General features: G+C 37.0%; 30 protein-coding genes. 12 read left to right on the top strand and 18 right to left on the bottom strand.

From position 1 onward, the window contains the following. Position 1 precedes the first annotated feature (1 nt). Entirely contained in the window at positions 2-1,234 is a 1,233-nt protein-coding gene (locus ACJJVU_RS15665) for a 3-deoxy-D-manno-octulosonic acid transferase (RefSeq protein WP_405227383.1), read from the top strand. Positions 1,235-1,259: 25 nt separating this feature from the next. On the opposite strand, the gene ACJJVU_RS15660 is transcribed toward ACJJVU_RS15665, so the two are convergent. After that, on the bottom strand, positions 1,260-1,919 hold the full coding sequence (locus ACJJVU_RS15660) for a DUF2461 domain-containing protein (RefSeq protein ID WP_405227380.1): 660 nt from the start codon (positions 1,917-1,919) through the stop codon (positions 1,260-1,262). Between the two features lie 140 nt (positions 1,920-2,059). Here ACJJVU_RS15660 and ACJJVU_RS15655 point away from each other — a divergent pair, with 140 nt between their 5' ends. From ACJJVU_RS15655 to ACJJVU_RS15645, 3 genes are read left to right on the top strand one after another with little or no spacing between them, the layout of a single operon-like run. Continuing rightward, positions 2,060-2,281, top strand: coding sequence for a hypothetical protein (locus ACJJVU_RS15655; protein WP_108877803.1), 222 nt, complete (start codon positions 2,060-2,062; stop codon positions 2,279-2,281). A gap of 50 nt (positions 2,282-2,331) precedes the next feature. Next, positions 2,332-2,562, top strand: a complete 231-nt coding sequence (locus tag ACJJVU_RS15650; protein WP_405227377.1) for a hypothetical protein — start codon at positions 2,332-2,334, stop codon at positions 2,560-2,562. 42 nt (positions 2,563-2,604) lie between these two features. Beyond that, entirely contained in the window at positions 2,605-2,844 is a 240-nt protein-coding gene (locus ACJJVU_RS15645) for a hypothetical protein (protein WP_298330332.1), read from the top strand. Between the two features lie 54 nt (positions 2,845-2,898). Here the strand turns inward: ACJJVU_RS15645 and ACJJVU_RS15640 are convergent, their stop codons facing one another. Then, complete coding sequence (locus ACJJVU_RS15640) at positions 2,899-3,669, bottom strand: LexA family transcriptional regulator (RefSeq protein WP_298330327.1); 771 nt, start codon at positions 3,667-3,669, stop codon at positions 2,899-2,901. A gap of 239 nt (positions 3,670-3,908) precedes the next feature. Here ACJJVU_RS15640 and ACJJVU_RS15635 point away from each other — a divergent pair, with 239 nt between their 5' ends. After that, positions 3,909-4,301, top strand: coding sequence for a hypothetical protein (locus ACJJVU_RS15635; RefSeq protein ID WP_405227373.1), 393 nt, complete (start codon positions 3,909-3,911; stop codon positions 4,299-4,301). 104 nt (positions 4,302-4,405) lie between these two features. On the opposite strand, the gene fabD is transcribed toward ACJJVU_RS15635, so the two are convergent. The 4 genes from fabD to ACJJVU_RS15615 form a co-directional block, all read right to left on the bottom strand. Continuing rightward, positions 4,406-5,290: an ACP S-malonyltransferase gene (gene fabD, locus ACJJVU_RS15630; RefSeq protein ID WP_405227370.1), complete on the bottom strand. Its 885-nt coding sequence runs from the start codon at positions 5,288-5,290 to the stop codon at positions 4,406-4,408. 96 nt (positions 5,291-5,386) lie between these two features. Beyond that, on the bottom strand, positions 5,387-5,953 hold the full coding sequence (locus tag ACJJVU_RS15625; protein ID WP_405227367.1) for a cysteine hydrolase family protein: 567 nt from the start codon (positions 5,951-5,953) through the stop codon (positions 5,387-5,389). 20 nt (positions 5,954-5,973) lie between these two features. Further along, complete coding sequence (locus tag ACJJVU_RS15620; RefSeq protein WP_405227364.1) at positions 5,974-6,456, bottom strand: dihydrofolate reductase; 483 nt, start codon at positions 6,454-6,456, stop codon at positions 5,974-5,976. After that, positions 6,453-6,899 (bottom strand): 2TM domain-containing protein, encoded by a 447-nt coding sequence (locus ACJJVU_RS15615; RefSeq protein ID WP_298330311.1) that lies wholly within the window; start codon positions 6,897-6,899, stop codon positions 6,453-6,455. The genes ACJJVU_RS15620 and ACJJVU_RS15615 overlap by 4 nt, the downstream gene beginning before the upstream one ends. 63 nt (positions 6,900-6,962) lie before the next feature. Here ACJJVU_RS15615 and ACJJVU_RS15610 point away from each other — a divergent pair, with 63 nt between their 5' ends. Together ACJJVU_RS15610 and ACJJVU_RS15605 are read left to right on the top strand one after the other, a co-directional pair. Then, positions 6,963-8,033 (top strand): aminotransferase class V-fold PLP-dependent enzyme, encoded by a 1,071-nt coding sequence (locus tag ACJJVU_RS15610; protein ID WP_405227360.1) that lies wholly within the window; start codon positions 6,963-6,965, stop codon positions 8,031-8,033. Positions 8,034-8,261: 228 nt separating this feature from the next. Further along, positions 8,262-8,555, top strand: coding sequence for an isoamylase early set domain-containing protein (locus ACJJVU_RS15605; RefSeq protein ID WP_108877813.1), 294 nt, complete (start codon positions 8,262-8,264; stop codon positions 8,553-8,555). A gap of 63 nt (positions 8,556-8,618) precedes the next feature. Here ACJJVU_RS15605 and ACJJVU_RS15600 read toward each other — a convergent pair whose 3' ends face one another. From ACJJVU_RS15600 to ACJJVU_RS15550, 11 genes are all read right to left on the bottom strand, one after another. Further along, entirely contained in the window at positions 8,619-8,900 is a 282-nt protein-coding gene (locus tag ACJJVU_RS15600; protein WP_013750275.1) for a DUF427 domain-containing protein, read from the bottom strand. Between the two features lie 50 nt (positions 8,901-8,950). Further along, positions 8,951-9,916, bottom strand: a complete 966-nt coding sequence (locus tag ACJJVU_RS15595) for an L-histidine N(alpha)-methyltransferase (protein WP_405227357.1) — start codon at positions 9,914-9,916, stop codon at positions 8,951-8,953. Between the two features lie 39 nt (positions 9,917-9,955). Beyond that, on the bottom strand, positions 9,956-11,122 hold the full coding sequence (gene egtB / locus ACJJVU_RS15590; protein WP_405227354.1) for an ergothioneine biosynthesis protein EgtB: 1,167 nt from the start codon (positions 11,120-11,122) through the stop codon (positions 9,956-9,958). A 171-nt stretch (positions 11,123-11,293) separates the two neighbouring features. Further along, positions 11,294-11,755, bottom strand: a complete 462-nt coding sequence (locus ACJJVU_RS15585) for a hypothetical protein (protein WP_405227351.1) — start codon at positions 11,753-11,755, stop codon at positions 11,294-11,296. 1 nt (position 11,756) lies between these two features. Next, a complete protein-coding gene (locus tag ACJJVU_RS15580; protein WP_405227348.1) occupies positions 11,757-12,167 on the bottom strand; it encodes an energy transducer TonB in 411 nt (136 codons plus the stop codon). A gap of 24 nt (positions 12,168-12,191) precedes the next feature. Further along, positions 12,192-13,016, bottom strand: a complete 825-nt coding sequence (locus tag ACJJVU_RS15575) for a thymidylate synthase (protein WP_405227345.1) — start codon at positions 13,014-13,016, stop codon at positions 12,192-12,194. 154 nt (positions 13,017-13,170) lie between these two features. Continuing rightward, positions 13,171-14,451 (bottom strand): carboxypeptidase-like regulatory domain-containing protein, encoded by a 1,281-nt coding sequence (locus ACJJVU_RS15570; protein ID WP_405227342.1) that lies wholly within the window; start codon positions 14,449-14,451, stop codon positions 13,171-13,173. Between the two features lie 210 nt (positions 14,452-14,661). Beyond that, the gene (locus ACJJVU_RS15565) at positions 14,662-16,062 is read right to left on the bottom strand and encodes a NupC/NupG family nucleoside CNT transporter (RefSeq protein ID WP_405227339.1); all 1,401 of its coding nucleotides are present in this window, start codon (positions 16,060-16,062) and stop codon (positions 14,662-14,664) included. Positions 16,063-16,074: 12 nt separating this feature from the next. Further along, entirely contained in the window at positions 16,075-16,689 is a 615-nt protein-coding gene (locus ACJJVU_RS15560; protein ID WP_298330282.1) for a bifunctional nuclease family protein, read from the bottom strand. A gap of 167 nt (positions 16,690-16,856) precedes the next feature. Next, positions 16,857-17,819, bottom strand: a complete 963-nt coding sequence (locus ACJJVU_RS15555) for an electron transfer flavoprotein subunit alpha/FixB family protein (RefSeq protein ID WP_405227336.1) — start codon at positions 17,817-17,819, stop codon at positions 16,857-16,859. Between the two features lie 81 nt (positions 17,820-17,900). After that, entirely contained in the window at positions 17,901-18,641 is a 741-nt protein-coding gene (locus ACJJVU_RS15550) for an electron transfer flavoprotein subunit beta/FixA family protein (RefSeq protein WP_339849175.1), read from the bottom strand. A gap of 251 nt (positions 18,642-18,892) precedes the next feature. Here ACJJVU_RS15550 and ACJJVU_RS15545 point away from each other — a divergent pair, with 251 nt between their 5' ends. From ACJJVU_RS15545 to ACJJVU_RS15525, 5 genes are all read left to right on the top strand, one after another. Continuing rightward, positions 18,893-19,870, top strand: coding sequence for a pyruvate dehydrogenase complex E1 component subunit beta (locus tag ACJJVU_RS15545; protein ID WP_339849177.1), 978 nt, complete (start codon positions 18,893-18,895; stop codon positions 19,868-19,870). A 173-nt stretch (positions 19,871-20,043) separates the two neighbouring features. Further along, a complete protein-coding gene (locus ACJJVU_RS15540) occupies positions 20,044-22,587 on the top strand; it encodes a DUF5686 family protein (RefSeq protein ID WP_405227332.1) in 2,544 nt (847 codons plus the stop codon). Between the two features lie 252 nt (positions 22,588-22,839). Further along, positions 22,840-23,367: an inorganic diphosphatase gene (locus ACJJVU_RS15535; RefSeq protein WP_339849181.1), complete on the top strand. Its 528-nt coding sequence runs from the start codon at positions 22,840-22,842 to the stop codon at positions 23,365-23,367. A gap of 175 nt (positions 23,368-23,542) precedes the next feature. Next, positions 23,543-24,070, top strand: a complete 528-nt coding sequence (locus tag ACJJVU_RS15530) for a peroxiredoxin-like family protein (RefSeq protein WP_298330255.1) — start codon at positions 23,543-23,545, stop codon at positions 24,068-24,070. A gap of 148 nt (positions 24,071-24,218) precedes the next feature. Further along, on the top strand, positions 24,219-25,226 hold the full coding sequence (locus ACJJVU_RS15525) for an App1 family protein (protein ID WP_405227327.1): 1,008 nt from the start codon (positions 24,219-24,221) through the stop codon (positions 25,224-25,226). A gap of 65 nt (positions 25,227-25,291) precedes the next feature. Here the strand turns inward: ACJJVU_RS15525 and ACJJVU_RS15520 are convergent, their stop codons facing one another. Next, positions 25,292-25,810, bottom strand: a complete 519-nt coding sequence (locus ACJJVU_RS15520) for a hypothetical protein (protein WP_405227324.1) — start codon at positions 25,808-25,810, stop codon at positions 25,292-25,294. Between the last annotated feature and the right edge of the window lie 37 nt (positions 25,811-25,847).

Here is a 25,847-nt window from a genome sequence, read left to right as displayed (position 1 = left end):
CATGCATAAATTGTATTCTCTTTTAATCACGCTTATTCAAGCTCTAATTCCAGTAGCTGGTTTTTTTAATGCAAAGCTTAAGAAGTCTATAGTAGGACGTAAGCATACCTTAAAAATTTTAGAAAAAGAACTCATCGCTGGTAAGCCTACTATCTGGATACATGCAGCTTCTTTAGGAGAATACGAGCAAGGAGTACCTGTTCTTGAGGAGTTAAAAAAGAAGTATCCAGAGCACCAGATGGTCATTAGCTTTTTCTCGCCTTCTGGTTATGAGATTAAAAAGAATAACGCTTTCGCGAAAGCTACTGTTTACCTACCATTTGACACTCCAAATAATGTCACTAGGTTTCTAGATATAGTCTCTCCTGAGATGGTATTTTTTGTCAAATATGAATTCTGGCCGAACTATTTATGCGAACTCCAACGCCGAAAGATTCGCACTTTTTTAATTTCAGGGGTGTTTAGGGAAAGTCAGCCATTTTTTAAGCCTTATGGAAAGTGGATGACAGCATCTCTCAAAAGTTTTGAGCACTTTTTTTTGCAAAACGAAGATTCGGCAACTGCATTACAGAAGTTAGGATTTGAAAATTTTAGCGTAAGCGGAGATACCAGATATGACAGAGTAAGTCATCAAATCGAAATGGACAACACTTTAGATTTTGTTCATACTTTTAAGAATGACAAAACATGTGTAGTGTGTGGCAGTACTTGGGCAGAAGATGATGATGTGATTGTAAATTATATCAATAGTAATGAAGGCGCAGCAAAATTTATCATTGCACCACATGAAATTAAGCCTGAAAAAATTGCACTGCTAGCCTCAAGTATTAAGGGCAGAGTAATGCTATACTCTCAAATGAGTGCAGCATCACTGGCGTCTTGCGATGTATTGATTATAGATACTATAGGTCTTCTTACTAAAATATATAGTTATGCAGATATTGCTTATGTGGGTGGAGCGATGGGAACTACAGGACTGCATAATATTCTCGAGCCAGCAACTTTTGGTGTGCCTATAATAACTGGAGGCAATTTTGATAAGTTTCCCGAAGCAAAAAAACTACAGCAACTCGCAGGACTTTATGCCGTAACTAATCAGGCCGAATTTGATGAGCGTCTATCCAAGTTAATCGTAGATGATAAATTTAGAGCGCAAACAGGAATGATTGCGGGACACTTTATTAATAATAATACGGGTGCCACAAAAGCGATTGTTGACTACTTGAGTAATTAGTTTGCTCAAGAGTAAATGACGGTTTCTAAGTTACTATAGATACAGCCTCTCTTAAGTATCTTCTAAAGGGCAGCATCTCTTTATAGACTGCAATAATTGTTTTCTCAAAATCGTCTGCTAGTACTTGTTTTTTCGACAGTGTTACCTCTACTGCAAATGTTTTGTTTCTTAATAAATCTATATGTGGGTGCTCTTTAGAAAATCCTTTTGGAGCTGTTTTTAGTTTATCATCTTCCCATAAACCACCAAAGGTTTTTATAAAACTAGGTTTGTTAATAATAGCTTTTAATTCCTCACCATTATAATCTATAGCTTCACGGATACTTTGTAGTATCTCTTTTTTAGGCCTCCAGAAGCCTCCTGCAAGTAAATTCTGACTGAGACCTATTTCGATATAAAAATCTCCTTGTTTTGTTTTCTGGTCTAGTCCTGCGCCTATGTGGTCTTTATAAATAGGCTTGTTAGGATGAAACATCAAATTATTATTGATGCGATTAATTGCTTTTTTACCTGGGGTGTCAAAATACTCAGTATCAAATTGGGCGAGTTTGTCATTTAATTGATTAAGCCATTTGATGTGATTGTCTCGTACATGATGATATTCATTTCTATGAGCATCCATCCACTCTTTTGTGTTGTTCTGTTGTAGTCGTTCTAAGAAATTGTAAGTGTCTCTAAAATCCATGAAAATAAAATTAACAGTTTTTATCTATAAATGAGCTAGATATTCAAAAGTTAACGAATGATTTGGAAAACCTTGGTTATAAATTGTGCTTTACGGCATTATTACTAAGATACATTTGTGCTCTAAACAACCATCAAATTATGAAAACAAGAAATATTACAATTATCGCACTATTAATTGCATCATTTACAATAGCAAGCTGCAGAGAGACTGAAGTAAAAGAAACTACAGTTGTAAAAGAAGTTCAGGTAGAAACTGAAAGAGAAAGTGAAGGTATCTTAGAAAGAGCTGCAAAGAAAGTTGATAATAAAGTAAACGAGGAAATTAACGAAGAGATAGAAAAAATAGGAGACGACAACTAAAACGTCGTGGCGTTCGTATATGTTTTAATTAACTATTTAATTTAATCAAAATGAAAAGAATTTTTTTAAGTCTAGCACTTGTAGCTCTTTTAGGAACGTCATTTACACTTACTTCTTGTAGAGAGAATAAAACTGTTGAAGTATCTACAGATAATGGAGATGATCTTGAAGATGCAATAGATGATGTAGAAGACGCTATGGATGATGCTGGAGATGTTATAGAAGAAGGTGTTGACGAGATCAAAGAGAATACAGGAACTGGCGGTACAGACGATAATTAAGTCTAACAACCATTTTTTTTCAAACAACCAAAATTTAAAATTATGAAATCATTAAAAATAGGAGCTATAGCTCTTGGTATCCTTGCGGTATCATTTACATCTTGTAAAGAAAAGAAAACTGAAGCCGAAGTTATTATAGAAGAAGCAAAGGCTAACGGTGAGGTGACTAAGGAAAAAGATACTGACGATGGCTACAAATTAAAGGTAGAAGGCGTTGACGGTTCTGAAACTAAGGTGAAAGTAGATGAAGACGGAGAGGTAAAAGTTAAAACTGATAATTAATTATCAAGTTTATATTGTAAAAGGTCGATGACTCATAGAGTTATCGACCTTTTTTTATGCTTTAAATTGTGTCATTTGTGCTTTGAGATCAAGCATGGATTGCTGGAGCTCCTTAAGTAAACTATTGCTACTTCCTTCGTCAAGATTAAAAGTAAGCTTGCTATTTACCTGCCATATTTCTTGAATGTCACTTACCGCTACTTCATAAGGCACATACTCTTCATTTATAGATATTAGTAATACCTTCTTTGAATCTGGCATTTTCTGTAATTTCTTAACTACTACGGCATCTTGTAAGACAATAACGTAAACCTTATTATCACTAGCATAATCTAAGCTCTCTACTCCTTTTGCCAGAACCCAGTCTTCTGGTCTAAAACTAGGCATCATACTATCACCTTCTATTTGAAAACCTCTATAAGTCGCATTCCGATACTGTGGGATAGGAAAATCAAAGGCTGGAAGTTTTTGATACCATTCTACATCTGCAATGTTATTAGGGTATCCTGCAGCTGCTTTTTGATTTACGAGCACCATGTTTTCATTATCATCTTTATCGACAATAACTACCTTAGGACTTACATCACTTTTATCTGTATTGAGATGTTTTTGCTTGCTATAGCCATAAATCCATAACGGATTGATATTAAATAATCTCAATAGCTCAGTAATAACTTGTCCAGATAGTTTTGTTCTACCACGTTCTATATCTGCCGTGCTATTTTTTATCCCTAATTTATCTGCAAATTCTGCTTGCGTGAAGTCGTGATCTTCTCGCACTTCCTTAAATCTGCGTATTTCTGAAGGTAAATCGTTTATGCCCATAGGGTAAATGTATGAAAATTAGGAATAATTCCTACCATAAATTGTTTTATTAATTTTTTTGGAAAAATTCAAGAAATGCATTCCAAATCAAGATTTATCTTAAATCGTTAAGATTTTGACGTAATACCTAAGAAATTTGCATTTTGTCGATAAACACCTTATAAAGTATACCTATTATGTAGGGAGAATGTGAAATTATGTTAAATTCGCGCATCTAATTATCCAAACAAATTTCAATTATGAAAAGATTTATTTTAAATGTTGCTGCTTTAGCATTAATCGTAGGAGCTGTTTCTTGTAGAGAAATGGAAGAAAAAGCAAATGAGGCTGGAAATGCTGTTGAAAACGCTGCAAGCGCAACAGGTGATGCTTTAAATGACGCAGGAAACTCTGTGAAGGATGCTGCTGGAGAAGCTGCTGATGCTGCTGGAAATGCTGCTAACGAAGCTGGAAATGCTATCGAAAACGCTGCAGATGCAACAATGGAAGGTGCAAAGGATGCTGCAAACGCAACTGGTGATGCTGTAAAGGATGCTGCAAATGCAACTAAAGACGCTGCAAACGATGCTGCAAATGCAACTAAAGATGCTGCAACTAAAGCTGGTGATGCTGTAAAAAAAGCAGTAAACTAATTTATATATAGTTTACTAAAGCGAGAATGTTATTCAACATTGTAGCTTTTAGACAATAAAAAACCAGCCCTAGGGCTGGTTTTTTTATGAATAGTATTTATTATTTACTCAGGAAGTACTGCACTACTTGCAGTAACATCTCTATTTATTTTTCTTACAAGACCTTGTAATACTTTACCTGGTCCTACTTCTACAAATTCTGTAGCACCATCTGCTACCATTTGTTGTATAGTTTGTGTCCATCTTACAGGAGCAGTAAGCTGTGCGATAAGATTTTTTTGAATTTCGCTAGCACTTGTAACAGCACTAGCAGTTACGTTTTGATAAATAGGGCATACTGGGTTTTTAAAAACTGTATTCTCTATAGCTGCAGCTAGTTCTTCACGAGCTGGCTCCATCATAGGAGAGTGAAAAGCACCGCCTACAGGTAGCACTAGAGCGCGGCGTGCACCTTTCTCTTTCATAGCCTCGCAAGCTTTGTTAATCGCCTCTACCTCACCAGAAATAACAAGCTGGCCAGGGCAATTATAGTTTGCTGCCACAACAACACCAGCAATTTCATTACAAACTTCTTCTACAATGTTATCTTCAAGACCTAAAACGGCCGCCATAGTAGAAGGTTGTAATTCACATGCCTTTTGCATAGCCTGAGCACGCTTACTTACAAGTTTAAGACCGTCTTCAAAATCCAGCGCACCACTTGCAACGAGTGCAGAGAATTCTCCAAGAGAGTGACCAGCAACCATAGATGGTTTAAAATCTGTCATCACGGTTTTAAGAGCTATAGAATGAATGAATATGGCAGGTTGAGTAACTTGAGTTTGCTTCAAATCCTCTGCAGATCCTTCAAACATTACGTCTGTAATATTAAAACCTAATACATCATTTGCCTTTAAAAAAAGACTTTGTGCAAGAGGGTACTTTTCAAAAATATCAAGACCCATTCCTGAGAATTGAGCTCCTTGTCCTGGAAATATATATGCTTTCATGGGTAATCCTATTTGAGTGCGCTTTCGCGAAAGCGTACTAGATGAAATTTAAAAGTTCAAAAATACAATAACTATTGTATTGATATAAGCAGGGTATTATAGAATCTCTAAAAGACTAGCGGTGTCAATTACTGTAGTAAATTCTTCATGTAAGCTCGCTAGTGCCGTCTGGTGGATAAGCTCAGAAGGATATATTGTGCCATCTATTCCTTTTCTATCAAAAGTTGCTGTAGCGTCAGAAACTAGGTAGGTTTCAAACCCATAATTACCAGCCATACGTGTTGTGGTAGAGATACAGTGATTTGTGGTAAGACCTACAATTACTAGTTGTTTGATGTGCTGGGCGTCTAGTTGTGCTTTGAGATCTGTATCTATAAATGCACTATTTACGTGCTTTATAATGAGAGGTTCATTAGGTTGAGGTACGAGGTCATCTAGCATTTGAAAACCAGGTTGTGATTCATGTAGTGGTGATAGTGGATCTCGAGAGCTATGAATGCTATGAAATATAGGGAGACCTAATGAGCGCCACATTGTAAGTAATTCTAATGCTTTTTCTTCTGCATTGGGATTGTTACGGTTGCCTCCCCAGTGGGATTCTTCAGAAAATCCTTTCTGTAAATCTATTAATAGTAAGGCAGTCTTTTTGTCTCGAAGTTTCATGATGTACTATTTAATGAGGATTACAGCTTTTTCCAGCTTTCGAAAGTAAATCCATTTTTATGTCTATCATCTACGTCGTGAAAAACACTGCTTACTAACTCCCATTGATTTGTATTAATCTCTGGAAAAAAAGCATCTGCTTCAAATTCGTTATGAACGCGTGTAAGTTCTATATGTGTTGCATAGTCCATCCCTAATTTATAAATCTCACCACCTCCTATAATATAAGTATGAGCTTCATCCTTGCAATATGCTAGTGCATCTTCAAGAGAATGCACTACAACAGCATTTTCTGCCTTATAACTATGATCGCGTGTTATTACCACATGCGTGCGATTAGGTAGCGGTTTAGGGAAAGTTTCCCACGTTTTACGCCCCATTATGATGTGGTGACCAGTAGTTAATTGTTTGAAGTGTTTAAAATCATCTGGTAAATGCCAGGGGATGTCACCATCCTTTCCTAAGGCATTATTTTCTGCAGCGGCAGCGATCATTGTTATCATAGGAGCGTATTCTGATCTTCTAGAGGAAAGGAAGGATTCCTCATTACTGGACTTTTTTTTTCTGGTAATGGATGTGATAAAGCTACATCTTCTTCAAGTTCTGCTATACGCACTTTCTGTTTTGCAACAAGTCTATCAAGGTGCTTTTGTTCCCACTCCTTATTCATAAACTTGCTCATGAGCAGTACGTTTATAAGATGAATGAGGAAAAAGAATGTCCATATAAGTATTGCCCACACAAACCAAGGTTTCTGAAATGGCTTAAATTCTTCACCTACATGAAGTACTTGGTTAATAACAATAAGTAAGATTGCCCCAGCAAGAAAAGTAACAAAGTGTCTATAGAGATTCTTCTTTTGACGTACGCGTGCTTGCGCGTTTTCAATAAGTTCTTTTTGAACAGGATCAATAGAAGTAGTAGTTTTCTTTGAAAATAGTGACATAAAATGCGACCTTTAGATGGTTATATAAAATTAGCCTTTTTGAGCGTCAATCGTAAATAGCTTATGAAAAATTTTGCAAAACTCTTTCCTATTTTAAAACAGTACACCTATCTCAATACTGCAGCATCGGGCTTATTATCACTGCCTGTCATGGAGTGGCGTCAAGAGCATGATCTCGATTTTCTTATACAAGGTAGTATACTTAAAGAGAATCAAGCAAAAGTACTCACAAGCGTACGAGAAAAGGTAGGTAAGCTTTTCTCTTGCAAAGCAAACAGAGTAGCACTTGTGCCTAATTTTTCTTACGGATTCAACACGCTTATTGAAGGAATTACAACACATAAAAAAGTACTCCTTTTAGAAGGAGATTATCCTTCGGTAAATTGGCCTTTTGAGAGTCGTGATTTTGACGTGAGTTATATAAAAATTACGGGAACTATTGAGGAGGAGATAGCAACCGCTTTCGCGAAAGCGCAACCAGATATATTTGCCTTTTCCATGGTACAGTGGTTATCTGGTATAAAAATCAATCATGAGTTCTTGAAAGAGTTAAAGTCAAAATATCCCGACACCTTATTTTTTGCTGATGCTACGCAATATCTAGGCACCGAAGTATTTGACTTTGACAATTCTGCCTTTGATGTGATAGGAGGAAGTACTTATAAGTGGATGAATGCTGGATACGGCAATGCGCTGTTTTTATTTAAAGAATCTGTAGCAGAACGAGTAGCTCCTAGAACCACAGGTTTCAATTCTATACAAGGGAAATATAAACCTCAGGAAGGTAGTTTTTTAGGAAGGTTTGAGCCTGGTCATCAAGACACGCTCAATTATGGAAGTTTAGGTGTTGCCATTGATGTAATAAGACAGTTAGGTATGACAACCATAGATGAAAAAGTAAAAGCCATCAACAGTAAAGCAAAAGCAGCATTTGCTGAGAAAGGACTTATTTCAAAAGAAATTATAGATCGAGTAGATCATGGATCGTTTTTTAATATTAAAGGAGATGACCAGCTTGTAGCTCGATTAAGGGATGAAGGAATAATAACTATTGCACGAGGTGAAGGTGTGCGAGTAGGGTTTCATTATTTTAATACAGAAGAAGATCTCAATAAATTACTGGCTCTTGTGTAGCATCAAGCAATGATTGGTTGTAAAATTTATGATTAATACAACACTAATTTTGTGTTGTGCGATAAGCAGTTACGATACTTTTAGGAAGTGCAAACGTTTTCGCTTTGTGGCTTTTTAATTTTAAAGCTCCCAATATTGTTATATCGTAAAAATAAGGTTAAACTATTGATATAGTGTTTTTTAAGTAAATATCCTGCTATATTTGGGTGTATTTTTAAACCTCTTATTATGGCAGTCACAAAAAAATTTTTAAAAACAAAACCTGTTTGTAAAGTTACATTTGCAATACCTGCAGCACACGCAAGTACTGTAGCTGTTGCTGGTGATTTTAATAACTGGGACACATCTACATCTCTCAAGAAATTAAAGAATGGAACTTTTAAAGGAACTTTTGATATTCCTACAGAGAGCTCTTACGAGTTTCGTTATGTAGTAGATGGTGAGTGGGTAAATGAAGCAGAAGCAGATCGTTTTCAGTATAATGCTTATGCCGCTACAGAAAATAGTGTTCTTGAATTATAATATATAGAAAAAGCCATTTCTTATTAAGAAATGGCTTTTTGTGTATTGTTTCGACAAGTTGTTTTAATCAACTACTTGTATACCTCGCCAGAAAGCAACGTGGTTTTTAATTCCTTTTGCTAGTTCGCTCACTTCTGGATAAAACCAAGCGGCGTCTTTATTTTCTTTTCCATCTACAGTAACGGTGTAATAAGAAGCGACACCTTTCCATGGGCAGGTGCTCTGCAGTTCACTTGATGTAAAAAATTCTTTCTTTATAGCGTCATGAGGGAAGTAGTGATTGTTTTCAATTACAACGGTATCATTACTTTCTGCTATCACTTGATCATTCCAAATTGCTTTCATAATAATTTTTTTTATAAATGTGAGAAGTTACTTCTGCGCTTATAATATTGTTATTTTTTCTTGAATAAGTAGTTTTTATAATAGGCTTTGCTGTCTGAGAATTCATTGATTATCTCGAGTCCAGACTCACTAGCTAGCCACTCTACAATGTTGTCATCATATTTCTGACTAATCTCTGTATGTATGGTTTCCCATGCAGTAAAATCTACCTTAAGGTCTAGTGATTTTATAATAGCAGACTGGTCTTTTGTGCTTACAAGATAACTTTTGGCAGTACCAGTTTCTGGGTCGTAAACTTCCCAGTGTTTAAAATTATCAGGGTTGAAATCTGCATCCATTTCATTATTAATACGGTGCAGTAAGTTTTTATTAAACGCCTCGGTAACCCCTTCAGGGTCATTATAAGCGTCAAGTATAGTCTGCGGATTTTTCTTTTGATCAAACCCCATATAAAGTAAATCTCCCAGGGTCATTGCTTTCTGGATATTTGTAAGGAAATCTATAGCTTGTGGGTGTAGCAGGTTCCCTATGTTTGAACCTAGTACCATGATTACTTTCTTACGTTCATTGTAACCAGCAACATCTTCAAGGACTTCAAAATAAGTTCCCTGCTGAGGTTTTATGACAATATCTGGTATTTCTCTTTCTACACTTTCTTTAAGTCCATCCAGCACATTCTGACTAATATCTATAGGTAAATATGCAAAGGTATCTCCTCTTTCTATTAAGTGCTTTAAAAGGACTTTAGTTTTCTTGCCATCTCCAGCGCCCAGTTCTATAAGGTCAAAACCTTCTGTATCTGTAAAAGCTTTTGAAATCGCTTCCTTATGCGTTTCAAAAATTTCAAACTCGCAGTCTGTAAGGTAGTAAGTAGGCATTGCCATAATATCTTGAAAAAGCTTATCGCCTTTTTTATCATAGATATATTTTGAGGAAAGAAACTTTGGGAAGGAGGTGAGTCCTTCTGTTACTTCTTGACTAAATGCAGATTTGATGGTAGTAGTTTTGGTCGTCATAGACGTTTATGTCGTGTGTTTTTATAAATACTTTCAATATTATTTGGCGAGGCGTAAGCCTGTAAATTGCCAGCGTAATCCGGTCTGAAAGAAATTGCGATATGTATGTCTTGTATGTTTAGATGGCGTGGCTACAGAGCCACCTCTCAAGACTTTTTGATTAACCATGAACTTCCCGTTATATTCACCTAGGGCTCCTTCTTCTTTTGTGTAGCCAGGGTAAGGTAAGTATGAACTTTCTGTCCATTCCCAGCGATCACCCCAGTCTAGTTGAGAGCTGGCGACTTCCCATTCAAATTCTGTAGGCAACCTCATTCCTTTCCATTGTGCAAAAGCAAAAGCTTCATAATAGGAGATATGTGCAAGGGTCTCATCTGGATTAATTTTTTGTAATCCTTTATCGAGAGTGTATTGATACCATTCGTCACCTACTAGATGCCAGTACATAGGAGCAGTTATCTCATGAGTGTCTACCCAGTCCCAGCCTTCGGCATGCCATAAGAGTGTTTCTTGATAACCTCCAGCCTCAATAAATGCTATCCACTCGCCATTGGTTACTAGTTTGTTTGATATTTGATAATCGTGCAAGTAGACTTTATGATGACCTAATTCATTATCGTAGCAAAACTCGTCCCCAGTATGACCTATCTCATAAACTCCTTCTTTAATGGCGATAAAGCTTGGTTGTGTTCCTTTTTCGCTTTCGCGAAAGCGTAATTCTCCTCCGTAAATAGGCGTAAGGGGATTGTTGCCTAAGATATATTTAATATCTGTAACTAGTAATTCTTGATGCTGTTTCTCGTGGTGTATGCCAATGGTAAGCAGCTTTTTTACTGTAGGTGTAATTTCTTCTTCAAGAAGCTCTTGGAGTGCTTGAGTCACGTATTTACGATATGCATACACTTGCTCTACGGTTGGTCTTGATAGGTTGCCGCGATCTGTGCGCACGACTCTTTTTCCTACGCTTTCATAGTAGCTATTAAATACGAATGCAAAGTCTTCACTAAAAAGGGTGTATCCTTTTTTATGATGCTTAAGAATGAATTCTTCAAAAAACCAAGTAGTATGGCCTAGGTGCCATTTTGGGGGAGAGACGTCTGCAATGGGTTGTACAACGTAATCTTCAATTTCTAGTGGTTTACAGATATTCTCTGTGTGTGCTCGAGTTTCAATAAAGAATTCGACAAGGTTTTCTATAGCAATCATACATATGACTTTTATGAGTCATATAAATTTACGGGTTTTTACCATGCCGTGCTTGTGAGAAGCCCGTGACAGAAGGAATAACGTAATAAATGTTTGTTAAATGAGCAAGAAGAGCTACTCAAACAGATAAAACAGGGTCAAATCCTTATTATAGATAAGGGTGTAAGAAATTTAATTCTTATCGTCTTCCGTAGCTATGATACCTTCATTTACAACTACAGTAAATGCTGTAGCAAATAAAGCATTTCTTGGTTTGTCTTTGTGCATCGCTCCTTCAAACCGTGGTAGATTTGATAGCGCCTTAATAGCTTCTTTTTCTATAGAAGTATACGGTGTACGCACAGATAACTGGTCATAAGTGCCATCCTCTAAAATTCTGAATTGCACAAAAACTCTATGGTTGCCTTTGGGAAGAAGCGACTCGAATTGTTTAAAGTTAAAATTATCTGTAATAAGAGTTTCTACACTGTTACGGAAACATTCCTTGAGAAAGTTAGCATTTGCTCCCTTACACCCAGGATATCTAGGTGGAGTGTCTACTATAGTAAATGAAATGTCTTTTTTATTTTGTGCATGAGCATTTTGCGAGAAAAATGTACATGCACAAAATAAGCTTAATAGAAGGTAACGCATATTAAAATGTAAATGGAAGTTTCAGTTTACTCTCTTTAGGAGTTCCTCCTATATTTCCAGGTTTTAATTGTGGGATAGTCATGATAGCTGTTTTTACAGCCTTTTGCATTCCAGGAGTACCACCAGTTACATTATTTATTACTGGTTTTCCTTCTTTATTGATAACCATATCAACTACAACGCGTGCACCTTTTTGGTAATCACTTGGAAACTTCATGTTGCGTACAACGTGGGTTGCTAGTTTTTGCCTTAAGCAATTGTTTTTGTCATTTATAGATCCTGTGCATCCTGGCCAGGTAGGAGGAACTTCATCTAACCTAAGTGTGGTAGATTTTTTCATGTAAACTCCTTCTTGAGCGTTTATCGTTGTGATTCCAGCTACAAGTGCGAGTACAAATAATAATTTTTTCATGAGGTAAGTAGGTTAATTTGGGGGTTAAATAGCCACTGCTCCTTTAATATGTGGATGCGGATTATAGTTTTCTAATGTAAAGTCATCAAAAGTGAAGCCAAAGATATCTTTTACATCAGGATTAATTTTTAATGTAGGCAAAGTACGGAATTCTCTTGAGAGTTGAAGCTCAACTTGTTCCATGTGATTTGAGTAGATGTGAGCATCTCCAAAGGTGTGTATAAACTCTCCAGCTTCATAACCACAAACCTGAGCCATCATCATTGTAAAGAGCGCATAACTTGCGATATTAAACGGAACTCCTAAAAAGATATCTGCACTGCGCTGGTATAGCTGGCAACTCAACTTGCCGTCTGCAACATAAAACTGGAAGAAAGCGTGACATGGTGGAAGCGCGGCTTTACCATTTGCAACATTCTCTGAGAAAGATGCCGAGGTGTCTGGCATCACAGAGGGATTCCATGCGCTCACGAGCATTCTACGGCTGTTAGGATTTGTTTTAAGTGTTTCTACAATATCTTTTATTTGGTCAATCTCGTCACCATTCCAGTTGCGCCATTGGTATCCGTAAACTGGACCAAGATCACCATTCTCATCTGCCCATTCATTCCAAATACGTACACCATTTTCTTGTAAATATTTGATGTTTGTATCTCCTTGTAAGAACCATAACAGTTCGTAAACAATAGATTTGAGATGTAATTTCTTAGTTGTCACCATTGGGAATCCTTCAGAGAGATCAAATCTCATTTGATACCCAAAAACGCTCTTTGTTCCTGTACCTGTGCGGTCACCTTTTCGATTTCCGTTTTCTAGTACATGTTTGATGAGGTCGTGATATTGTTTCATAGATGGGATATAATTTCCTTTGTGAAGTAAGAAGAGCTAGTAGACTACTGGTGTCTGTTTGTTTTGAATATAATGATACAAATATAACAATAAAAAGACCCTCTCAATTAACACTGAGAAGGTCTTGAAAAAGTTGCTTTACATTAATATGAGATTATTTACCTCCTAGAGAAGCGCGATAATTATCATCTTTTTCTAGGTTTCGTTTTATCTTTTTTATGGCTGCTTCAATAGATCTTTCGGGTTCAATCACATTATATTCTCCCCAAAACTCTGGATCGCCAAAGCCTAGATTTTCATCTGCCATGATGATTGATGGTGATATTTCTCCACCTTTACTAAAAGCATCGGCAGTAGTAACTTTCCAGTCTGTTATTGCCATCTCACAAGAGAGTGTATAAATGGATTTAAAAAGTCGTCGTCGCTTCTTTACTTCAAAAGACAAGTTTGCTTTTCCATAGCCGTAATACCATTTTCCATTTTTCTCGCGATAATCCACTTCATAAGAGATGTCTTTAGCTTTTACTCGAACGCCATTGGGTTTGCTTTTTACAAACATTTTATTGACTTCAATTTCGTTTGTAAGATCTAGTGTAAATGTTGCTTTTTGCAATGCTAGCGATGTGGCGCTCACATACAATTGGCCGGCATATAAAGGTCCTACAATGTTAGGTTTTGGCTCAAAGCCCACCACTAGTACATCTTTACCGTTGAGCTCTGTAGGGGTTTCAAAACTAAAATTATAAGCTTCCATGGTTTCTGGTGTAAAGATGTATTCTGGATACTTCATCACATCTACGTACAAAGTGCTAAAAGGGCCTCCTTGTAGTTTTAAAGCAATAGTGTCTAGCTTAGCGTAATCTGTGCTTTTTCTTGATTTAAGTAAGCGTATTTGGTCTTCCTTGTTGCTTATGTATCCTTCCTTTTGGATAGAGACAACAGCCTCGGCTAGTGATGCATTTTTGTTTCTTTTCTTGATAGTCTCTCGATAGAATGCCGTCATCTTAAGCGGTTCACCTATGTAGTTTTCTCTTTTCCTATTAAAGACTTTTTTTACAAGCTCTTTAGCAGATTTATATCCCACAACTTGCACCTCGCTTAGGTCTACGCTCTTTGGAGATAGGCGTATGTCAATATCATCATCTACATCTGTAATATCTTGTATGCTGTTTTTATATCCTAAGGCTTCAATAAGTAGGGAAGGCTTAGTTGTGGCTTCCATTATTTTTAAAGCAAAATCTCCTTCAGTATTTGAGATGGTACTTATGTTTGTGCCTACTAGCGTGATGGTTGCTCCGCTTATAGCTTGTTTAGTCTCGCGGTCATTTATAGATCCGGTAATGGTCGTGGTGGCAGTTTGAGCCATTATTAATAATGGGAAGAGCAGTAGTATGCTCGCCCAAGTTAATTTGGTAACGTTGTAAATAGTTTTCATAGCAATGAGTTTAAGTGAATTCTCAAGAAGTCTTTTTAACACTATAAGTTAGTATATTTTCATGGCATATTTAAAATCCCGCTGTTAATTTATTAAAACTAAGAGGCTAAGATTTTAAGGAAAAGGCACAATGAATGGGTACGCTTTCGCGAAAGCGGACTTATACAGTCGAAAAGAAAATGAATTATTTACAATGATGGATGTGGTTTCTTAACCAATAATCATCCCTGCAATAGTAGCCGAAATTAAGGAAGCAATAGAACCTCCGATAAGAGCTTTTAAGCCAAAACGAGACAGCTGCGTGCGCTGTCCAGGAGCTAGAGATCCAATACCACCTATCTGAATACCAATAGAAGCAAAGTTTGCAAAGCCACAAAGCATATAAGTCGCCATAATGATAGACTTCTCATTGTTGAGGTGAATTGCATTTGCAGTATTCTTCAGTTCTGCGAGTTGGATATAACCTACAAACTCGCTGGCTGCTAGTTTGATTCCAAGTAGTTGTCCCATCATTGTGGTGTCTTCACTTGCAACACCTATGAGCCACATTAGCGGTGCAAAGATGGTTCCTAAGATAGCTTCCAGTGAAAGCTTAGGGTATGTCGAGTTTGCTGCAACCCAATCGTTTATTGTAGTTACTTCTCCTATCCAACCTAAGATGCCGTTTGCCATTGCTATAAAAGCTACAAATACTAGAAGCATCGCGCCTACGTTTACGGCAAGTCTAAGACCTTCTGTAGTACCATTTGCGATAGCGTCAAGAACGTTTGCTCCTATCTTGTCATTAGATACACTCACGTCTGTGTTTACCTCTTCAGTTTGAGGATATAGTATTTTTGATATTACAATTGCGCCAGGTGCAGCCATTACAGAGGCCGCAAGTAGGTGCTTTGCAAATATGAGACGCAAAGCCTCGTCTTCACCACCTAGAAATCCTATATATGCCGCAAGAACAGCTCCTGCTACTGTTGCCATACCACCTATCATAACAAGTAGAATCTCTGACTTGTTCATTTTTTCTAGGTATGCTTTTATTAAAAGTGGTGCCTCAGTTTGTCCTAAGAATATATTACCAGCAACACTTAAACTCTCTGCTCCAGAGATTCCTAATAATTTAGATAATAACCATCCAAAGGCCTTTACCACCTTTTGAATAATCCCGAAATAGTACATTACAGAAGTAAGGGCAGAGAAAAATATGATGGTAGGTAGTACTTGAAAAGCAAATATGTACCCAAAGGTAGAGGTGTCACTTACCAGTCCTTGAAAAAGGAAGTCACTACCTGCGAGTGTAAAGTTGAGTATGGCTACAAATATTCCTCCAATGAAGTCAAAAATCTTTTCTATAAAAGCAACTTTGAGAACCCCAACAGCAATAACAAGCTGGAAGGCGAGGCCTACGGCTACCGTTTTCCAGTTTATCGCTTTGCGATTACTACTAAATAAAAAGGCAATTAATATAAGAGAAAACATCCCTAGTACACCACGTCCAAAGCTCTCAAGAGAAAACCCTTGAGAAGGAACCACATCCATAACGGCTTGAGGTGCTTCTTGCGCAAATGCGGTAAATGAACTTAATAATACCAATAGGGTAAGTAGTAATTTGCGCATATAATAAGTATGTTAGTTGCGTTTTGAGATTTCATCTCTTAACTGGGCAGCAGTTTCATAGTCTTCACTATTTACCGCTTGATCAAGTTTATCGTGTAAGTCTTGAAGCGACATTTTGTTATAGTCACTATCGCTAGAAGATGTCTCGTCTTCTAATAAGATTTCATCCATTAGGATTTCGTCATCTTCTGTAAACTCTTCAGGATTTGTATTTCCTTTTAAGAAAATCCCTGCTTTGTCTAAAATGTTTTTGTATGTAAAAATAGGCGCTTGGAAACGTAAGGCTAGCGATATGGCATCACTAGTGCGGGCATCTACTATTTCTTCAATGTTGTCACGCTCGCAAATAATGCTAGAGTAAAAAACGCCGTCTACAAGTTTGTGTATAATCACTTGTTTGATAACCACATCAAAGCGATCTGCAAAATTTTTAAACAGGTCGTGCGTAAGAGGGCGAGGTGGTTTAATTTCTTTTTCTAAAGCGATTGCAATAGATTGTGCCTCAAAGGCTCCTATAACTATAGGTAATTTACGATCTCCTCCTTGCTCCGTTAGAATCAAAGCATATGCTCCATTCTGAGTCTGGCTGTAGGATATTCCTTTTATATTTAAACGCACTAAGCTCATAAGTTGCAAAAATAGGAAAAAGGCTGCATAAGTAAAGAAGTTTATCTATCTAGAGTTAGACTCTTAAAAACACTAGCTATCTATATGATTTACAGTGCAAAAGGGGTTAAATAAAAATGAGCTTAAAGAAATATTTAAGCTCATTTTTTATTTTAGAGAGTCGTTATCTAGCTATTTGCAGCCTTAAATGCTCTTAATTTTTCGTTAAGTTCTGGGACAACTTCAAAAGCATCTCCTACGATTCCATAATCTGCAGCCTTAAAGAAAGGAGCTTCTGGGTCGTTGTTGATTACTACTTTTACTTTAGAAGAGTTAATCCCTGCAAGGTGCTGTATAGCTCCAGAGATACCTATAGCGATATACAAGTTAGACGCTACTGGCTTACCAGTTTGTCCTACGTGCTCACCGTGAGGTCTCCATCCTAGATCTGATACAGGCTTAGAACAAGCTGTTGCTGCTCCAAGAATATCTGCCATTTCTTCTATCATTCCCCAGTTTTCTGGACCTTTAAGACCACGACCTGCCGATACTACAACCTCTGCATCTGCAATAGATACCTTATCTGTTGCTTTATCTACAGACTGAACTTCTACACCAAAATCTCCAAGCTCTGGAGAAAAGTCTTCTGTTGCTGCTGCTCCAGAAGCTTCTTTAAGACCGTAAGCGTTTTGCCCAAGTCCTACAATTTTTATTGCTGTAGTTATTTCTGTGTGGCTAAAAGCCTTGTTTGTAAAAGCAGTACGCTTTACTGTAAATGGAGAAGCACTTTCTGGAAGTGATACTACATTTGATGCATATCCTGCCTCTAGCGCTACCGCTAGAAGAGGTGCTAGATACTTAGCATTTGCACTCTGTGTAAGTACAACTACTTGAGCACCTTCTGCCTTTGCAGCGGCTGCGATTCCTTTTGCATAAGCTGCAGCATTAAATGCATCTAGCTTTGCGTCTTTTATGTTAAGAACTTTATCTACTCCGTAAGTTCCTAATGGTGCAGTATCTCCACCATTTACGGCAACTGCAGTTACAGATGTTCCCATCATATCTGCAATTCCTTTTGCATAAGAAGCAACTTCTAAAGAAGCTTTCTTAAACACTCCGTTTTCTGATTCTGTATATACTAAAACTGACATATTTATAAGAATTTCCAAAGAGGCGAACACGTGGTTCAACTATTCGGGATTATTATTAGATTAAAAAGTTATCTACGTAAATTAGATAGCTTTTGCTTCGTTGTGTAACAGGTCGATTAACTCGTCTACTGTTTCTACAAGTTTAACAGCTCCTTTAGGTGCAGGCTTTTCAAAAGAAACAGCATTTGTTTCGGTTTCAGCGCCAGAAGGTTCTACTACGTTTAAAGGCTTTTTACGTGCCATCATGATTCCTCTCATGTTAGGAATACGTAGATCGCTTTCTTCTACAAGACCTTTTTGACCTCCTATTACAAGAGGAAGCGAAGTCTTTACAGTTTCTTTTCCGCCATCTATTTCTCTAGTAGCAGTAGCAGTTGTCCCGTCTACATCTAGTGAGATACATGTATTTACAAAGTTTGCTCCTGTAAGTCCAGCAAGCATTCCAGGTACCATACCACCGTTGTAATCAATAGATTCACGACCAGCAATTACTAGGTCATACCCTCCATCTTGAACAACTTTTGCAAGTTCCTTTGCTACTTGAAAACCATCTTTTGCTTCCACATTCACACGGATTGCAGTATCTGCTCCTATTGCAAGTGCTTTACGCAATGTAGGTTCTGTTTCTGGTCCTCCTACGTTAATCACGTCTACAGAGGCTCCTTGTTTTTCTTTAAACCACATAGCACGTGTCAATCCAAACTCATCGTTTGGGTTGATTACAAATTGAACACCGTTAGTATCAAATTTTGTATCTCCGTCTGTGAAGTTAATTTTTGATGTCGTATCAGGTACGTGACTGATGCACACTAATATTTTCATAGAATTTATATTTTATATAAAGGTACGCTTTCGCGAAAGCGTAATCCTAAACTATTTCGTTTTCGTAACAAAAATAACACAAAAAAGTATAATTTACTGTGCGTGCATAGTAAAATTTTACAAAAATGTAATTTATTGAGGTTTTGGAATTGCTTATTTTTGTGATTGTTAAAAGAAGACAATATTAATAAGGTAATTTTCAGTGTTATGAGAAGCCTTGATTAAATTTCCGCTAGAGCGGTTTATATACTATGAGAACAATCCAGTTTAGAGAAGCCATTTGTGAGGCAATGAGCGAAGAGATGCGCCGTGATGAATCTGTTTATTTAATGGGTGAAGAGGTAGCAGAATATAATGGAGCTTACAAGGCGTCAAAGGGAATGCTAGACGAGTTTGGAGCAGATAGAGTAATTGATACTCCTATTGCAGAGCTTGGTTTTGGAGGAATAGGTGTAGGAAGCACAATGACAGGATTACGTCCTATTATTGAGTATATGACATTTAACTTCTCATTAGTAGGTATTGATCAAATTATAAACAACGCTGCCAAAATCAGACAAATGTCTGGTGGTCAGTTTCCTTGTCCTATAGTTTTCCGTGGCCCTACAGGATCTGCAGGGCAACTAGGAGCAACACACTCTCAAGCTTTTGAAAACTGGTTTGCAAATACTCCAGGTCTTAAAGTAGTAGTGCCATCTAATCCTTATGATGCAAAAGGACTTTTAAAAGCAGCAATACGTGATAACGATCCTGTGATTTTCATGGAGTCTGAGCAGATGTATGGTGATAAAGGAGAAGTGCCTGATGGAGAATATGTATTACCTATAGGTGTTGCAGATATTAAGCGTGAAGGGAAAGATGTAACTATCGTTTCTTTTGGAAAGATTATTAAGGAAGCCTACAAAGCGGCAGATCAACTTGCAGAGGAAGGGATTTCTTGTGAGATTATTGATTTACGTACGGTAAGACCTTTAGATAAAGAAGCTATTTTTGAGTCTGTAAGAAAAACAAACAGACTTGTGATTCTTGAAGAGGCTTGGCCTTTTGGGAATGTTTCAACAGAAATTACATATCAAGTACAAGCGCATTGTTTTGATCATTTAGATGCTCCTATACAACGTATAAATACAGCAGATACACCTGCGCCTTACTCACCAGTATTACTTAAAGAGTGGTTGCCTAACAGCGATGACGTGGTAAATGCGGTTAGAAAGGTGATGTATAAATAATATTTTCGCGAAAGCGGAATAAGATTTAATCCCTTTCATAACCGGAAGGGATTTTTTAATTTATTACATCCTTGAGTAAGGTTGTGGTAGATGTACTGTCAAAGAATTGATATTACACAATTATAAACCGATGGTGTCCCCAGTTGAAAGGCTATCCTCACAGATTATTTATTATGAAATATAATTTTTTTCTCATTATTGCTAGCGTGTTTTGTGTAGCAAGTTTATTTGGTCAAACCAAGGTGAGTGGTGAGATTTTTGACGCAGATGGTAACGGTCTACCTTTTGTAAATGTCATATTTGTAGGGTCTAACGAGGGTACGATAACTAATGAAGATGGACGTTTTTATCTAGAGTCTGACCAGACCTGGGATCAAGTGCGATTTTCTTTTATAGGATTTTCAAATAAGGTAATTGACCTAAGTGAGAAGGTGAATTATGAGATGAAAGTAACGCTAGAAGAGGAGGCAGGAGCACTAGACGAGGTAGTCATATTTACAGGAAAAACAGACAAGAAAAATAACCCAGCGGTAGATATACTACGTAAAATATGGGCAAACAAGCGTCAGAACGGATTGAGACAGTACAAGCAGTATGCTTATGATAAGTATGAAAAACTAGAGTTTGATCTTAACACTATTGATAGTTCGCTTATCAATAGCCGCATCTTTAGAGGGATGGAGTTTATCTTCGAGCAAACAGACACAAGCCGTATTACTGGAAAAACTTACCTACCTATTTTTGTAAATGAAGCATTTTCAAAAGTATATGGGGATAATGAGATTAATAAGGAAAAGGAGATTCTAGAGGGGAACAAGAATAGTGGTTTTAGTGAGAATCAAACTATCATAGGTTTTGTAAAAAGTTTATACAGTGATTATGATATCTATGATAACTACCTACAGTTTTTTGACAAGAGTTTTACAAGTCCAATTTCTCGTACAGGTATCCAAACCTATAACTACGTACTTGCAGATAGTGCTTACATCAATAATAAGTGGTGTTATAACATTATCTACTACCCTAGACGTAAAAACGAACTGACCTTTAAAGGAGATTTCTGGGTTAATGACTCTACATGGGCCATTAAGGAAATCAATATGCAGCTTTCTAAAAGTGCAAATGTAAACTGGGTAAAAGAGATTTACATGGAGCAAGAATTTGATATCGTAAATGATAGCACCTTCTTACTTTCAAGAGATTACTTTTTATCTGATTTCGCTTTGCGCGAAAAAGAGGAGTCCAGAGGTATGTACGGTAAGCGCACTACACTTTATGATAATCACAGCTTTGATAACAAGCTAGAAAAGGACTTTTACGACAGACAGGTTTATAACTATGATAAAGATGTTTTTAATCGTAGTGATGAGTTCTGGCAAGAAAACAGAAAAGAGGCGCTTAGTAAAGATGAGCTAGGAGTTTATAAGATGCTTGACACCTTAAAAACGGTAAAGAAATTTAAAAATCTTTACAACCTAGGTTCTATTCTTGCATCTGGATACTATGAAATCCCAAGTTTAAACTTTGACTACGGGCCTATCTTTTCAACCTTTGGGTTTAATGAGGTAGAAGGATTACGTGTGCGCACGGGAGGCAGAACTTATTTCTCGCAGAATGATCCATGGAGATTAGAAGGATTTCTAGCCTACGGATTTAAGGACAAAAAAGGAAAATTTGGAATCTCAGGAAAATGGCTACTAGACAAGAAAAGTAGGTTTATTGTCTCTGGTGGATATAGACAAGATGTGGAGCAAATAGGAGCGAGTCTTACTACGTCTCGAGATGTGTTAGGGAGAAATCTTGCATCATCCTCACTAGTAAATACTGCGACAAATGATAAGCTTACCTCTATCAAACTAGCAAATATTGCAGCAGAAGTAGAGATCGTGCGTAACCTCCAAGTAAGAGCAGACTTTTCTGTGAGAACGTTAGAGTCGGCTTCAGAAACCTTTAGTCTAGATTATTTTACAGATAACACGCAAACTACCACTACAGGAGAGTTAAAACAAGCAGAAGTGGTCCTTACCACTATCTGGGAGCCAGGAAAGAAAACTTCAGGGTTTGGAGTGGAGCGTAGGGTGACTAATGAGTGGTTCCCTAGTTTTTATGCGAGTTATACACGTGGACTAGAAGGAACACTTGATAGCGACTTTGCTTATGATAAAGTACAGTTTTCTGCAAGGAAGGCAATCCGTATAGGAGGTCTTGGTACATTAACCGCCTCTACAGAAATAGGTAAAACATTTGATGAGGTGCCGTTAGCGTTATTAAGTCCAGTACCGGGTAACCAGTCGCTGTTTTCAATCTTTAATACCTTTAGCCAGCTTAATTTTTATGAGTTTACAACAGATGAGTATGCCTCATTACAGCTAGAACATAACTTTGGAGGCCGTATTTTTAATCGTATTCCATTACTCAAAAATTTGAATCTACGTGAGATTGTAAGCGTGCGTGGTGTGATAGGTAATATCTCTCAAGGGAATATAGACTTAAACCGTCCAGCGTTTGAGAGTTTACTATTTGAAGAAGGACAACCTATTACAGCAATAACTCCGAGCATGGTAGCTCCCTCTGTAGAGCCATATTATGAGTATAGTGTAGGAGTGGGTAACATTTTTAAGGTGTTCCGTATTGACCTTAACTTTAGAGGAAATTATAATTCTGTTCCAGATGCGAGGAAGATAGGAGTGACAGGGAGTTTTGGGTTTTATTTTTAAGGGGATACTTCTTGTAATCTAGCTTGTTAGCGGTTTTAAAATCATACTGTTTTTAAACACCTAACCTAATCTTAATGCGCCAATATTTGGCTAAATCGCTATTTCAGCGTATTTTTGCACGCCTTAAGAAATATGTTTTAATGTAAATATCTGTTATGCAGCTGTTTAATAAAGTGTAAACTAGGGATATTTTGAATTAATTGACACATCTCTCATGTATTAGAATACACGAGATTTGAAATATAATATATTATGACAGCAGATAAAGTAACAACATTTGACGTATTAGTAGAGATTCCTAAGGGAAGCCGTAACAAGTATGAGTACGATTTTAAATTAAAGAGAATGCGTTACGATCGTATGATTTTCTCTTCTATGATGTACCCAGCAGATTATGGTTTTATTCCAGAAACTCTTGCGCTAGATGGTGATCCTCTTGATGTATTAGTATTAGTTACAGAGCCTACTTTTCCAGGTTGTGTGATTGAAGTAAAGCCTATCGGAGTATTCCACATGGCAGATGAGAAAGGACCAGATGAAAAAATAATCTGTGTACCGGTAAGTGATCCTTCTGCTAGTAAGCTTGAAGATCTATCTGACTGCAACCCACACTTGATAAAAGAGATCGAGCACTTCTTTAAAGTATATAAAGATCTTGAGAATAAGAAAGTAGACGTAGGTGGATGGGGAGATGTTCATGAAGCGAAAGCAATTATCCAAAAATGTATCGAGCGTTATGAAGAATCTGATGTTCCTGTAGAAGAAGTTACTATCAAATAGGCACTTTTTTATAATAAAGAATTAGTCCAAAAAAAGCAGCCTTTAGGCTGCTTTTTTTATGACCCCTTGGCAAAGAAGAGTGAAAGTGCTTGAATTGTAATTTCTTAACAAACCTTTATTGTCATATTAATATACTTTAACCTTCATCTCGGGTATTTTTATAAAAAACAAGATTATGATACTACCTAAAACTAAAGTGCCTTCACTAGAAGTGCCTTTAATAAACGATACTAATTGGAAATTGAGTGAGCAAAATTCAGAAAATTTTACGCTCATTATTTTTTATAGAGGCTTGCATTGTCCCGTATGTAAAGCGCAGCTTGAGGATCTAGCGTCACAACTAGATAAATTTACAGAGCGAGGAATTAATGTAGTTGCGATAAGTGGAGATACAGAAAAGCGTGCAAAAATAGCAGGAGAAGATTGGGACGTTCCATCACTTCCTATTGGTTATAACTTATCATTAGAAAAAGCTAGAGAGTACGGGCTGTATATTTCTAAAGCAATTTCAGATAAGGAGCCAGACTACTTTACGGAGCCTGGACTATTTTTAATAAAGCCAGATGGTACACTTTTCTTCTCATCAGTGCAATCTATGCCGTTTGCAAGACCACAGTTTGACGATCTTTTAGGAGGAATTGATTTTATTATGAAAAAGGATTACCCTGCAAGAGGAGAGGTAAAAGATATTACATCACTATAGTAAATACTAAGCCACATTTTATAAAAGGCGTACCATCTTATGTGTACGCCTTTTTTTTTAATGTTTTAGTTTACGCTTTCAGTTTGCTGAAGTTTATACTGAGCCTGTCGAAGTACGAAAGCGTAATTTTATAAAAAACCACCAAACTATGTTTTTTTCATCAAAGTCTGATCCTATACAAATAGATGGCTACCAGTCGTACGGATCATCAAATCATTTATATTTAATAGGCAGGGCCCTCGAGCACGAGGGAGTAGATCTTAAGAAAACCAGCTTTCTTTCTGCACTAAAAAATGCTTACAAGCAATTTGCTAGTGATGAGTTAAGACACACAAAATTAAAGGTAACACTGCCAGATAATAGATCATTTTACACCACGACAGATGCCGAAGGATATTTTAAAATAGATGAAAAAGTTGATGGGCTAGGGGCACTGGCAAATGATGAAGGTTGGCTACAAATGGTGATTAGTTTTGACGATGTGCAAAAGGGAATTACAGTGTTAGGCGATAATAGATTTCCTATTGAGATGCTCATACCGGCAGAGACAGCTTCTTACGGGGTGATAAGTGATATAGATGATACCATCTTGCACACCGGTGTCGCCTCATTGCTTAAGTGGAGAGTGATTATAAATACATTCTTTAAAAATGTAGGTAAACGTACCTCGCTAGAAGGGGCACCAGAACTCTACAGAAAATTACATGGAGGGAAATCTGGACAAGATGCAAATCCTATGTTCTATGTGAGTAACAGTCCATGGAATTTATATAGTTATCTCGAGTCCTTTGTAAGGAATCAAAAGTTTCCTAAAGGTCCTATATTATTGAGAGATTTACGCGGTCCATTTGAAAAAGCACCAAAACCAGAAAAACCACATAAGCAGCATGAGATTAGAAATATACTAAATGCTTATCCTAAGCTTAAGTTTGTACTTATAGGTGATAGTGGAGAGCATGATGTAGATATTTATCTAGAAGTGGCTAAGGAATACCCAGAGCAAATAATAGCTGTGTATTTACGTAGTGTAAAGCACAAGAAAAAGGTGCTTAGAGTAAAAAGTGTTTTGAGTCAGTATGAGACTACTCCTGCTGTACTAGTAGAAAAAAGCTCCTTTGCAGAGGAGCACGCAAGATCAATAGGACTTATATCGTAAAAGCATAAAAAAACGGCTACTTGAATCAAGTAGCCGTTTTTGTGTATTATTAAGTCGCTTTTTGACTACTGTCTTTCAAAACGAAATTCTTGATTTGTTGTAGATGTTCTATCTGTACTTACGTCTACATCCATAAATTCTATTCTCAATTGGCTATTGTTAAATGAAGTCACATCTCCTGTGTTACCACCGTCAAAAGTTATTGTTTGATCTGCATCGTTTACAGTATAACTACCTGTATCAGAATCGACAATAATTTCAGTTTCTTCTACTGGGTCGTTGTTTTCTAATTGAGTAGTTGTTGTTAAACGGTATTGGAAGCTAGTAGTGTAAGTTCCGTTTGCGTTAAAAACGATGTTTGATGATCCAAAGGTGTCACCTACCTCAGTGATAGTTGTCGTAGCCGTCCCTCCTGTTACTTGCTGTTCTATTACCTCCTCACTTTCAAAAAATGTGAAGTTATATGTTCCTTCAAGAAGTGCTGGAGTAAGCGTAGGTCCCGCTGGTGTACCGTCATCATCATTACCACAAGAAATAGCCATTACAGAAATAGCAAGGACTAAAATAAATTTAAGATTTTTCATAATATTTGTTAGTTTTTGAAGGCGCAAAACTAGGCTA

Source organism: Dokdonia sp. Asnod1-B02, assembly GCF_045063955.1.
In the GTDB taxonomy this organism is placed as follows: domain Bacteria; phylum Bacteroidota; class Bacteroidia; order Flavobacteriales; family Flavobacteriaceae; genus Dokdonia.
The sequence above is the reverse complement of the archived record's forward strand: the minus strand, read 5'-3'. Positions and strand labels throughout refer to the sequence as shown.